The 13,371-nt window shown below is 38.9% G+C and carries 10 protein-coding genes; all 10 read left to right on the forward strand.

The window, feature by feature from the left end; genetic code table 11:
* Positions 1-9 precede the first annotated feature (9 nt).
* The 10 genes from JHD79_RS02055 (at position 10) to JHD79_RS02100 (ending at position 13,123) form a co-directional block, all read left to right on the forward strand.
* Positions 10-828 carry a hypothetical protein gene (locus JHD79_RS02055; protein ID WP_199117432.1) on the forward strand — a complete coding sequence of 273 codons (819 nt, stop codon included), beginning with the start codon at positions 10-12 and terminating at the stop codon, positions 826-828.
* Between the two features lie 156 nt (positions 829-984).
* Complete coding sequence (locus JHD79_RS02060; RefSeq protein WP_199117433.1) at positions 985-3,666, forward strand: T9SS type A sorting domain-containing protein; 2,682 nt, start codon at positions 985-987, stop codon at positions 3,664-3,666.
* A gap of 77 nt (positions 3,667-3,743) precedes the next feature.
* Positions 3,744-5,693, forward strand: coding sequence for a sialate O-acetylesterase (locus JHD79_RS02065; protein ID WP_199117434.1), 1,950 nt, complete (start codon positions 3,744-3,746; stop codon positions 5,691-5,693).
* A gap of 93 nt (positions 5,694-5,786) precedes the next feature.
* Positions 5,787-6,530: a FadR/GntR family transcriptional regulator gene (locus JHD79_RS02070; RefSeq protein WP_199117435.1), complete on the forward strand. Its 744-nt coding sequence runs from the start codon at positions 5,787-5,789 to the stop codon at positions 6,528-6,530.
* A gap of 52 nt (positions 6,531-6,582) precedes the next feature.
* On the forward strand, positions 6,583-8,715 hold the full coding sequence (locus tag JHD79_RS02075; protein ID WP_199117436.1) for a heparinase II/III family protein: 2,133 nt from the start codon (positions 6,583-6,585) through the stop codon (positions 8,713-8,715).
* A 98-nt stretch (positions 8,716-8,813) separates the two neighbouring features.
* Positions 8,814-9,149 (forward strand): cupin domain-containing protein, encoded by a 336-nt coding sequence (locus tag JHD79_RS02080; protein ID WP_199117437.1) that lies wholly within the window; start codon positions 8,814-8,816, stop codon positions 9,147-9,149.
* 8 nt (positions 9,150-9,157) lie between these two features.
* Complete coding sequence (locus tag JHD79_RS02085) at positions 9,158-10,027, forward strand: alpha/beta hydrolase (protein WP_199117438.1); 870 nt, start codon at positions 9,158-9,160, stop codon at positions 10,025-10,027.
* An 80-nt stretch (positions 10,028-10,107) separates the two neighbouring features.
* Positions 10,108-11,067: a nitrous oxide reductase family maturation protein NosD gene (locus JHD79_RS02090; protein WP_233164522.1), complete on the forward strand. Its 960-nt coding sequence runs from the start codon at positions 10,108-10,110 to the stop codon at positions 11,065-11,067.
* Between the two features lie 3 nt (positions 11,068-11,070).
* Complete coding sequence (locus tag JHD79_RS02095) at positions 11,071-12,351, forward strand: MFS transporter (RefSeq protein WP_199117439.1); 1,281 nt, start codon at positions 11,071-11,073, stop codon at positions 12,349-12,351.
* A 19-nt stretch (positions 12,352-12,370) separates the two neighbouring features.
* A complete protein-coding gene (locus JHD79_RS02100) occupies positions 12,371-13,123 on the forward strand; it encodes an SDR family NAD(P)-dependent oxidoreductase (protein WP_199117440.1) in 753 nt (250 codons plus the stop codon).
* Positions 13,124-13,371: the final 248 nt, after the last annotated feature.

A 13,371-nucleotide genomic window follows, 5' to 3' on the forward strand; every position in this document is an offset into this window, starting at 1 on the left:
ATAAAAATCATGATGAAGAAATTTTTTGCCCTTGTTGCTTTAACATTCTCGGTTAATTATGTTGCTTTAGCGCAATCTCCAGTTATAAATTATGATTTTGGCGATAAAGAGGCCTCTTTTAATCCTAATCCAGGTGCATCTTCAACTTCATTTCTACCAAAAATAGCCAATAACAAAGCCGTCAAGGTAAGGATCAGGACTGCTTCCGATGGTTCAGGCGCTTTCAACTTAGTGAAGAAGGGAGCCGATTTTATTAAAGGTGCTGGTTTGGAAATCGTTGCAGGTACTACTACCAGTAAGTTTTCTATCTATAATCTTGCACTGGAAAGCATAGTTAAAACTAGTTTCAATATCAAGATCGATAATGTTGCTGCCGGACAATGGATATTTGCCAATGGTGCTGCAGAAAATTCTGATGATCTTTTTCAAGGCAATGGTGGCATTAAAGAAACTTCTACAGAGATTTTTGCAGGCTTAAGATGGAATTTGTCTGCGGCTAACGAGATTAATTTTTATACCCGCAATAGCGGTAAGTGGGCTGCGGTAAAAGGAACATCTTTTGTGAAAAATACAGATTACCTTATTGAGGTTTATAGCAATAATAGTGCTGAGGCCAAAAAATATAGCAAAGAAGGAGAGCAGACCCTAAATTCGGGCACTTATCAGGTATGGGTAAACGGTAAACGTATTCCCGGCGAATTTGTAACAGCAGGTTTAGAGCAAGGTAAAAACTTGAATGGCTTTATCATTTATGGCGTTACGCCAAAGGGCAACGAGACCATGTCTAAAGCTTGGCTAGATAATCTAGAAATTAACGGGAATCTATAAAAAATAATTGGAGGACTTAATAGGCTCTCCTCAACCTAAAACCAAATATTTATTCCATATGAACCATCCACGATTAAATAATCATTAAACACAGGGTATGATGTATTTAAGTCATGGTAAGGAACATCTGACCACTAAAAATAAAATTATAAACAGATGAAAAGAAAATTACTTTTAACAATTGCAATGTGTTTTGTGATAGCTTTAAGCTTTGCACAAGGGACTTATTACTGGGTGGGAGGAACATCTACTTCCTGGAGTTCTGCCAACAATTGGAGTTTAAGCGTAGGTGGCATTGGAGGAGCTAGATCTACGGTTAATTCTGCAGATATTTTAATTTTTGATGGAAGTAATATAGGTAGTGGTGCTACTGGTGCAGTTACTTTGCAACCTACCGGAAATGAGATTTTAAGTAAACTAGTATTGCAAAACGGCGCAATCCTTAACTTGGCAAGAACCAGTTCAGGAACAACTTACCTTTATATAGATGGAGAAGTGGTGGTATCGGCTAACAGCATGTTGAACATTAATGGAAACTTAGGTGTAATGTGTTTAGTCTTCAATAGCACTTCTAATAGTACTATACAAGGTCAATTAAATGTTTTGGGTACTGCTGCAAATAGACTTTCTATAAAAGCAGCTTCTGCTTTAAGGTTTGGGTCAGGAAGTTCTTGTAATGCAGGTTCTGGGGTTAATGCTTTTAGTACTTTGACAACCTCAACAAATCCTTCTGTGGATAAATCAGTGATATTTCAGTCTGGCTCGTCATTTATTTATAAAAGCCAGTACAATCCGTTTGGGGGTTCCACCTCAAACATAGCTGTATTCCAATCGGGTAGTAATTTTATAATGGAGACTGCGAATGTATCAAATATCTTTACGAATAGAAACTTCGGCAATGTTATTATCAGGAATAATGTAGCAATTTCATTATCTGAAAATTTCTTAGGCGTAGAAAACTTGACTATAGAAAATGGATCTTCTTTCTTGTTGAATGGTACAGGTCCATCGCCAATTTTTGGTAATATCGTTAATAATGGTACTTTAGGGGTTGCCGCAACTGGCTCCTCTAATCTTATTTTAATTGGTAATACCCCTCAATTAATTTCTGGTTCAGGAAGTTTTAATCTTGGGGCTTTTTCGGTTGCTACCGATGCAAATGTTACGCTAGGCTCTTCAATAAACTTAGCTGGAGCATTAATTTCATATATATATGGAACAGTTAACGTTCAAAATAATCAGATAAAAACAAATGGGGTTGCTGCTTCTACAGGAAGAGTTCAATTTAGATCTTCTGTTAATACTTCAACAAGTGCGGCTGTAGTAACTTCGGGAAGTAATGTGATCACCTTCAATAGCGCTGCAGACTTTACATCGATAAGTTCGGCACCAGGTCTTTTGGTAAGTGGTCCAAATATTGAAGCTAATACATATATTATCAATACTTCTACAACTGGTGGTACTAATGGTTTTGGTAGTATAACGTTATCAAAAGCTGCGCTAAGCTCAGGTACGTCAATAAATCTTATAGGTGATAACCCAACCTTAACGACTTCTAATAGCAATGGTGTAGATGGTAGCTTCGATATCAATTCTTTCGGAAGCCTTACGCTTTCTGCTGGAACCAATTTTATTTTTAATGGAGCAACCACATCTCCTTTTTCAACAGCAAGTAATAATGTCTTGGGAGATGTAACCTTCAATACTTCGGCTACCACGAACAAGAGTGTTACCATTAATGGAAAACTGACCTTAAATGGTGCTAAGTTAACCGTTAGTGAGGGAGATATGGTTACGCTTGCTTCAACAGGCTCTTTTGGAGGCAGCTTCGGTAATTCATCCTATATTTTAACAGCGGCTAATACCTCTACTGGTGCAGTTGGAAAAGTAAGGTTTACAGATTTATCGGCATCTACTTTGATTCCAGTCGGTACGGCTGGTTATTATGCACCTGTTACCTTAGCACCAACAACGGCTTCAACTTTCGATATCAACGTATTCTCGGGAGCTACCTCAAATGCTACCCCAAGTGGTGCCGCATTAACGGCAGCACAAAAATTGAGAATGGTAGATGCGGTTTGGAATATTAGCCGTTCTGCGGGTTCTGGTAATGCAGATGTTACTTTGGCTTGGCCAAGTGCTTTAGAGGGGGCAGATTTTGCTGGTTTTGGTAATGCCCAAATTGGTATTGCTTCTTATAGCGCAGGAGCTTATGGCACTTTTACAGGTTCAGGAAATGCGGCGGCAAATACTGCAACTTTCACCACAAGTGCATTTTCTCCGTTGATTGTAGGCGAAGCCAATACTACTTTGCCTTTGACCTTATTGAGCTTTACCGCAAAAGAAAGTTTGAACAGCGTGAAATTAGCTTGGCAGACTACTTCTGAAGTGAACCTGAAAAATTATGTTTTACAACATAGAGGGCTAAATGGTTTTGAAGATATTTATAGTATAGCAGCCAATAACAAACCTGGTATCTTTAATTATAACTATACCCATTTAAATCCGGCGTCTGGTGTAAATTACTATCGCTTAATTGGTGTGGATAATGATGGAACACAGCATATTAGCGATCCTAAATCTGTGGTAGTAAGTTTTTCTGATGCCGTAAGTGTTTATCCTAATCCTGTAATCAGCCGTAATATCAATGTGGCAGGTGTTGTAAATGGCGACGTGATCAAGATATTAAATGTTCAGGGGCAGGTGCTGGTAACTAAGAAAGTCGGCGGTAACCAGACGCAAGAAATAGATGTACAACATATACAGGCGGGTATTTATATCCTGTCGATTGAAAATGCTGGAAAGATCACAACCACAAAAAAGATCATTAAGATATAATAGCTGTTGCAAGTGATGAGTGGCATGCCTAAACCCATAATTTGTCACCCATAATGAGTAACTAACCCCTAAAATAAATGAATAGCCATTCAAAAATATTACTCGCATTGGTGCTTTTGTTGACCATCACCACAGATGTATTGGCCAAGGTAAAGCTGCCGCAGATTTTTGGAAGTAATATGGTCTTGCAGCGCGACCGCCCTATTACGCTTTGGGGTTGGGCAGATCCGGGAGAAAAAATAAGCATCAGTTTTAGGGGCAGCGATTATACTGCACAAGCTAATGGACAAGGTAAATGGCAAACGGAAATAAAATCTTCTCCTGCAGGTGGTCCGTTTGTTTTGAAAATTAACGAGCTAATATTGGATAATATTCTTTTGGGGGATGTTTTTCTGTGTAGTGGGCAGAGTAATATGGCTTTTTTGTTAATGAAGGCCGATGGTGGAGAGAAGGATATTGCCAATGCCGCTAACCAAAATATCAGGGTGTTTAATGTGAACAGAGATATAGAATTTCAACCCTTAGATGATTTGACCAAGAAAACACCTTGGCAGCTTTGTGGTCCGCAATCGGTGGGCAAATTTTCAGCGGTGGCCTATTATATGGGACGTAAATTGCAAGAAGAACTTAATGTTCCTATCGGATTGATCAGTAGTGCCTATGGGGGAACGGTAATAGAAGGTTTCATAAGTGCACCATCTTTAGATACTATTGCTAGATTAAAGCCTATTTTAAACGAAATTGGGCAAAAAAACCAAAAGCAATATCTTGCAGATAAAATGGTAGAACTGGAAAAAACACAGGGTAAATTGAACCAGTATAGCAATGCAGATGTACTTTGGGATACCATAAATCCTACTATACCGGTTTATGAAAAGAGTTGGGCGATGATTAAGCTGCCAACCCTATGGGAAAAGGCAGGTTTACAAAATGTAGATGGGGTGATCTGGTTTTATAGGGAGCTTAATTTAAACGATGCTGATTGCCAAAAAGATGCCTTTTTAAGCTTGGGCAGAATTGCCGATCAAAGTGTGGTTTTCTTTAACGGTGTGAAATTGGGTTCTTCGCCAGATAGCCGCGATTTACTGAGGGAATTTACCATAAGCAAAGGCCTACTCAAGCCAGGGCTGAACAAGGTGCTTGTTCGCGTAGCCAATAAAGGTAGGAACGGTGGCATTTGGGGTCCCCAGGGTAAAATGTTCTTTAAGTCTGGAAGTGGAAATAGGGTAACGCTTGATGGCAATTGGGCCTACAAAATTCAGCACATTAATATTGCAGTACATCCTAACGATGTGTCGTCTTCTATTTATAATGCCATGATCAACCCTTTAAAAACATTGCAGTACAAAAGTGTAATATGGTATCAAGGTGAAAGTAATGCCAACTGGGCCGATGAATATGAAGGTTTATTAAAGAATTTAATAAAAGATTGGAGAAAAGTTTTTAACCAACCTCAATTGCCTATTGTAGTTGTGCAATTGCCTAACTATAAAAAAGTATCTGTAGTACCAGAAGTAAACTCCGCTTGGGCAATGCTAAGGGAGGCTCAGGAAAAAGCGACTAAACAAGTAAATGCCGGACTGGTAACCATTATTGATTTGGGGTTAGCCGATGATATTCACCCGACAAATAAGCTTCCAGTAGGGGAAAGGGTGGCCAATAAAGTTTTACAATTAGTTTATGACCAAAGATTAGTAGCCGATGGTCCTGTGTTCAAATCGATGAAAATAGATGGTTCTAAAGTTGCATTGACATTTGATCATGCCGATGGATTAACGGTAAATAAAAAAGCTGAACGATCTAATTTTATGGTAGCAGGTGAAGATCGAAAATATGTTTGGGCACAGGCAAAAGTAGAAGGAAATAAAGTAACAGTATGGAATGATGAGGTTAAAAATCCGATAGCTGTGAGATACGCTTGGGCGGATAACCCAGGAGAAAATTACCTGTACAATGCTGCGGGTTTGCCCATGTATCCGTTTAGGACAGATCGTTGGAAGATCGATTTAGAGGTTATTCCAAGATAGTGTGAGATAATTTGAAATATGTTTTTGAATACCCATTTGAATGTTTATTTTTGGTAGACCAATTAATTGGTCTACCAAATAAAAGTCTAAATAATGAAATCACTAATAGATACCATCACCGCTATACAATTAGAATCGCCCGTAGATAAAATTATAGGGCAATTAAAGCAGTTAATTATTTCCGGACAGTTAAAACCGGGCGATCGATTGCCAGCAGAAAGGGTGCTTTCAGAACGTTTTGGCCTTGGCAGAAGCTACATTCGCGAGGCGATATTGAAATTGGAGTTTTATGGTTTGTTAAAAACCAACCCACAGAGTGGAACCTATGTGGCGGGTTTAAGTATCAATGTAATTGATAATATCATATCTGATATCATTAAATTTAATAAAGATGATTTTAATGCCCTGATAGAAGCTCGATATCATTTAGAACTAAATGCGGTTAAGTTGGCTGCTGAGCGAAGAACGGAAGAAGACTTAGCGAGCATCAGGTCGGCAATGCATGATTATGAGCACAAGATTAGTCATGGCAAAGATGCGGTAGAAGAAGATATGTTGTTCCATATCAAGATTGCAAAGGCCACTAAAAACTCTGTTATCGAATCGATGATTTTGATATTGGTGCCAGATTTGATTAAGAACATTGTAGAAAATAAAGTTTGTGGTGATAACCGGGCTAAAACTGCAATAAAAGAACACAGGCAAATATTGGCAGCAATAGAAACGCAGGATGTACTAAAGGCAGAAGAGGCCATGGCCAGTCATCTTGATGAAATATGGCAGATTAGTAAAGCAGGCTTTGCGGCCCAACAGATCATCAACGAAACAGAAAATTAATCAGAAAAATATAAGCCGACCTTAGCTTAATCATTAACTTAAATTACAACGTATGAACTACTTAAAAAAAGTGGTATTAGTATCTTTTTGCGCCTTTTTAAGCATATCGCTTATGGCTCAAACGCATCCAAGCATAATGCTCACCAAGGCAAATGTTTTGGCTGTTAGAAAGGGTGTAGCTACTTATCCACTTTTACGCCAATCTTATCAAAGCGTTAAAAACGATGCAGATAAAGCCTTGGCAACACCAATAGTTGTGCCGGTACCTAAAGATGGTGGGGGTGGCTACACGCATGAGCAACATAAGAAGAACTATAGCAATATGCTGAACTGTGGCATTGCTTATCAGATATCTGGAGAAAAGAAATATGCAGATTACGTAAGAAACGTACTGCTCAATTATGCCTCGCAATATGAAAAATGGCCTTTACATCCCAAAAGAAAAAGTGAAGAAGATGGGGGACGCATTTTCTGGCAGAGCCTAAACGACTTTGTATGGCAGCTATATACCATACAGGCTTATGATTTGGTTTATAACGGACTTACTGTTGATGAGAGGAAGACCATTGAAGAAAAATTGTTCGTACCTATCTTAAAGTTTTTTACAGAAGATAGGTATGAGGTCTTCAATAAAATCCATAATCATGGTACCTGGAACTTGGCCGCAGTAGGGATTACTGGATATGTACTTAACAAACCAGAATATGTAGAAAAAGCATTGAAAGGGTCTAATAAAGATGGCAAAACGGGTTATTTGGCACAGATAGACCAATTGTTTTCTCCAGATGGTTATTATATGGAGGGGCCATACTATCAACGTTATGCCCTGCTTCCATTTGTGTTGTTTGCCAAGGCAATTAATAACTATCAGCCCTCATTGAAGATTTTTGAATATAGGAATAAACTGCTTTCAAAAGCTATTCATACCTCTTTGCAAACTTCGTATACCGATAAAACCTTTTTTCCTGTCAATGACGCCATCAAAGACAAGACTTATGAATCGGTAGAATTGGTATATGGTGTAGATTTGGCTTATGCTGATATTAACCCGGAAGTTGATCTATTAGATATCGCCAGACAACAAAATCGTGTAATCATATCTGATGCAGGTTTAAAAGTGGCGGCCGACTTGGCAGCTGGTAAGGCAGTACCTTTTAAATATCAATCGTTGTGGATTAGAGATGGTGGAAAAGGAGATGAAGGAGGTCTAGGTATATTGCGTTCCGGAGCCAATACCGATCAGCAATGCCTGGTGCTGAAGGCCGCTTCGCAGGGAATGGGGCACGGCCATTTCGATCGGTTAAACCTGTTGTTCTATGATAATACTACAGAGATTTTTCCAGACTATGGGGCTGCAAGGTTTTTAAATATTGATACCAAAAATGGAGGTGGCTACTTGCCTGAGAATAACACCTGGGCAAAACAGACCGTAGCACACAATGCATTGGTAGTAGACCAGACTTCTCATTATAATGCAAAGGTTGAGCCCGCTAGCAAATCCAATCCAACTTTGTTGTTTTTTGGTAATGAGCCCAGCCTAAAGGTAGTAAGTGCCAAAGAAGATAAAGCATATGCTGGTGTGGTGATGATAAGAACATCGGCCTTGGTTAAAGTAGAAGGATTAGAGAAGCCCTTGTTAATTGATGTGATGCAGGCGCAATCTGCTAAAAACCATCAATATGATTTGCCATTTTGGTATAAGGGACAATTGGTAAATACCTCTTTTCAAGTTACGGCAAAAACGGACCAGTTAAGTACTTTAGGTACAAAAAATGGGTATCAGCACATTTGGTTGAATGCCAGTAATCAGTTGGATGGAAAAGCAGGGATGGTCGGTCTGTTGAATAAGAACCGTTTTTACACTACGCATTTTGTATCAGATAATCCATTGGAAGTGAAACTGGTTTCTATTGGTGCCAACGATCCGGAAATGAATCTGGTAGATGGTAAGGCATTTATACTATCTGGTAACGGTCAAAATCAAACTTTTGCAAGTATTACAGAAACACATGGTGGTACAGATTCTATTAATGAAACAGTAACAGCGGCACAACCATCGGTGAGCGAACTGAAGCTGCTAAAATCTGATGCACAACAAACAGTGCTGAGTTTTAAGCTAAACGGAAAAACTTACACCTATCAAATTAATTATACCGATAAACAGAATTATATAAATTTTAAATAGCGTTATAAGTTGCTGGTTATGAGAGATAAGAAAGTAGTAGTTAAAAATTAAATCCCTGTAATAGATAACGTATAACAGTTAACAAAAAAAACAAAAATATGCAAAGCGAATTATTTCAAATAGAAACAGAAACCACTTGGGAAGATTTAGGAAACGGTGTACAAAGAAAAATCTATGGCTACGATGACAAGATCATGTTGGTGAAGGCCAAATTCGAAGCGGGTGCCGTAGGTGTATTGCATGAGCATTACCATGTACAAGTGACCTATGTAGAGAGTGGTGTTTTCGAAATGACCATTGGCGACGAAAAAAGAATAATTAGAAAGGGCGATGGTTATTATGTGCCCCCTCATGCTGTACATGGCTGTGTATGTGTAGAGCCAGGTATTTTAATCGATGTGTTTGCGCCTCATAGAGAAGATTTTATCAAGTAATATATATTATGAAAAAACTAATTATTAGCTGCCTGTTATTGATAGCAGTTAGCACAGTGCATGCCCAAGAGACCGAAGAAGTAAAGAAAGTTGTCTATCCAACAGGCTTCTCTGAGCAATTGAATGTGGTTTACACCAAGGTTGGCGATTGGGAAGGCAAAATGGATCTTTATCTCCCTCCAAAAGAAAAAGGTCCATCGCCAATTGTGATCAATATACATGGTGGTGGTTTTAATAAGGGAAATAAAGAGTCGCAAACGGGCTTTAACAGTTTCTTTAAAAATGGGTATGCCGTAGCTAATATTGCTTACCGTTTGGTACAGGTTGCACCAGCACCTGCAGCTGTAGAAGATACACGTTGTGCGTTGATCTATTTAATCAAAAATGCAAAGGCACTAAATATCGATCCTAACAGGATTGTGATTATGGGTGGCTCTGCAGGTGGACATTTGGCTTTAATGGGTGGCTTGTTAGGCAATGATACCAAATTCGACGGCAATTGTCCTGGAGTGAAAGACGTAAAAGTTGCGGCAATTATCGATAAATATGGAATTACAAATATTGGTGGTTGGGCAAGCCGTTCGGCTACCTGGTGGTTGGGCGATAAAGCTAAAGACCAAAAATTTATCGAATCGGTTTCGCCCCTGTACCAGGTAAAGAAAACCAGTCCGCCCGTATTTATAGTACATGGCGATGCAGATCCAGTAGTTCCCTATCAACAATCGGTAGACTTAAAAAAGAAATTGGATGAATTTGGCATTAAAAATAAATTCATGACGATAGAAGGTGGGGAGCATGGCAAATTTCCAAAAGAGAAAAATTCGGAATTGAACGCTGCAATTATCGATTTTTTAAAAGAATTGGGTATTCATAAATAGGAAACTACGCTTCCATGCAAAAGACTTTCAATATATATATGGTTATGGCTGCTATTGCTGTCTCAGCTTGTATAAGCGAGATGGGGTATGCAATACAGCCTTTTTTCAGTACGCCATCGAAACCAATTATTGTAACTAATAGCAGTCAGCTTAAAAGCGCATTGGCTACAGCAAAGGCTGGAGATTCGATCATATTAAAAGATGGTATTTACGACGGTAAATTTGTAATTGAAGCTGCCGCAAGTGGAACCCAAAAAGAACCAATTGTGCTTACGGGAAGTAGAGGTGCAATTCTAGATGCTGGAAATATAGAAACAGGTTATGTGCTGTATTTAAAAGCTAGCTATTGGAAGTTGAAAGGCTTTACGCTGCAAAATGGATTAAAAGGTATTGTTGCTGATGGTGCTCATTATAATGTGATAGATGGGGTATTGGTAACCCAGCTAGGGGAAGAAGGAATCCATTTAAGAGCTTTCAGCAAACATAACATCATTAAAAATTCTGAAGTGACGCATACAGGCAAGAAAAGACCAGGTTATGGCGAAGGCATCTATATCGGATCTGCTTATAGCAATTGGGCAAAATATAGCAATGGACAACCAGACCAATGCGATTCGAACCAGGTTTTGAATAATAAACTAGGGCCTTATATCACTGCCGAATGCATCGACATTAAAGAAGGAACAACAGGAGGGATTATTAGAGGTAATACTTTCGAAGCGCAAGGCATTACGGGAGAAAATAGTGCAGACAGTTGGATTGATGTAAAAGGAAACCATTACCTCATCGAAAATAATATTGGGCATAATACACCACCTTCGGTATTGTTAGATGGCTATCAGGTAAACTGTGCTTATGAAGGATGGGGCTCTTATAATAAGTTTAAAAATAACGTCAGTAATGTAAATGCTGAAGGTTATGGTATCTACATAAAATTAAAAAGTAGTAAAGGAGAAGCTGTAGGCAATGAGGTTTATGCTGACAATAAAGTAGTAAATGCTGTTAAGGGCATTACAAATATTCAACTGACTAATAAATAAAATATGAAAGTAAAAGGGTTAAGGTGGTGGATTATTTCCCTCATTGGATTGGCAACAGTAATCAACTATATTGACAGAAGTGCCATTAACATTCTTTGGCCTTACATTTACAAGGAATTTGGCATTGCCGATGTAGACAATAAAAGTGCGCTGGCATTAATCACTACCTTTTTTATGATTGCCTATGCTTTAGGGCAAACTTTTACTGGTAAACTGATGGATGCCATTGGTACCCGTTTAGGTATGACGATATCAATTGTGGGCTGGAGTATTTCTATTGCACTTCACGCTTTTGCAAAATCGTTACTGTCTTTCAATGTATTTAGGTTTATGCTTGGTTTCAGTGAGGCTGGAAATTGGCCTGGGGCCACCAAAAGCAATGCCGAATGGTTTCCTGCTAAAGAAAGAGGTATTGCACAGGGTATTTTTGGTGCTGGTGCATCGTTGGGTTCAGTAGTTTCAGCGCCTATTATTGCAGCATTATACCTTATTTTCGGTTGGAAAATGACTTTCGTACTCATTGCAGTTTTGGGATTGATATGGATTGTTCCCTGGTTGTACATCAACAAAGGAACACCAGATAAACACCCTTGGCTAACCGATGAAGAACGAGCGCATATTTTGGCAAAGCCAGAAGCCAAGGAAATAGAAACAGTAGTGGAAGAAGCACCGGTATTAACTTGGAGAGAGCTGTTAAAATTCAGGAATACTTGGGGCATCATTACCGGTAGATTCTTCATAGATCCAGTTTGGTGGCTATTTGTCACCTGGTTGCCAACTTTCTTGAAAGAGCAATTCATGTTCGATATTAAGCAGATCGGTGCTTTTACCTGGGTGCCCTATTTATTTGCTGCTATTGGCAGTTTAGTGGGCGGCTACCATGCATCGCTACAAATTAGAAAAGGAGTGGAACCACAAAAAGCCCGTAAAAATGCCATAGCGGTAGGAAGTATAATCATGTTGGCCTCTTTGGTAGCCATCGTTTATCAGCTGGGCAATTTAAAGGAAACACCAATATTGGCCATGATTTTAATTGGTTTAACCTTATTTGGCTTTCAATATCTTATAGGTAATATCCAAACCTTGCCAAGTGATTATTTCAATGGTAAAAATGTAGGTACCGTTGCGGGTATGGGCGGTACGGCGGCAGTGGCAGGTACGCTGCTCACCACATGGGCAGTTCCTGTAATTACCCAAACAAGCTATGTGTCATTCTTTGTATTGGCTGCCGTTCTGGTACCGGTATCATGGTTGTGCATTAAATATATATCATCAAAAAAATAAAAAATTAAATAATAACAGTATGCGTTTAAAAAACAAAGTTGCGATAGTTTCTGGAGGTTCTAGAGACATAGGAAGAGCCGTTTCTTTACAGTTGGCAAAAGAAGGAGCTAAGGTGGTTGTAAATTATTTCGACAGTAAAGAGCTAGCTGATGAAACCTTGAAATTGATACAAGATTTAGGTGGCGAAGCGATTGCTGTACAAGCTGATATGACTAAAGCTGCAGAAGTTGATGCCTTGGTAGCCAAAGCTAAAGCAGCTTTTGGTGAAGAAATTCACGTATTGGTAAACGTTGTTGGTGGTTTGGTTGCCCGTAAAACAACAGCAGAGATGGACGAAGATTTCTGGGATTTCGTAATGAATGTAAACTTAAAATCTGTATTCTTGGCTGTTAAAGCGGTATCTCCTTTCATGCCAGCAGGTTCATCAATTATCAACTTCTCTTCATTAGCCGCGAGAGATGGCGGTGGCCCGGGTGCAAGTGCTTATGCTACCTCAAAAGGTGCAGTAATGACTTACACAAGATCATTGGCGAAAGAATTTGGACCAAAAGGTATTCGTGTAAATGCTTTAGCACCAGGTATGATTGCTACCACTTTCCATGATACTTTTACCAAATCGGAAGTGAGAACTAACGTAGCAAACGCTACCGCATTAAAAAGAGAAGGTGATGCTAAAGAAGTTGCCGATGTGGTAGCTTACCTAGCTTCTGATGAGTCGAGTTTCTTAACCGGAAACAATATCGATATCAACGGTGGTTTAGCATTCTCATAATCACAAATCTTCTCTAAATTCGTCATTGCGAGTTTACGACGCAATCTTAAAGCGAGTATTTTTAAGATTGCTTCGGCATTCCTTCTCGCAATGACGATTAAGTTACATCTAACCAAATACCGAAAAACTAAACCACCAACAAACCAAATACAAAGAACCAAATTTCACCAACCCCATTATAACATTCGTTTTTCTCGCTTCTCAGCAAAATTTTTAAATAGTTCTAGTATTTTTTTTGATTACAAATA

It is taken from the genome of Pedobacter sp. ASV28, from assembly GCF_016428855.1.
Classification (GTDB): domain Bacteria; phylum Bacteroidota; class Bacteroidia; order Sphingobacteriales; family Sphingobacteriaceae; genus Pedobacter.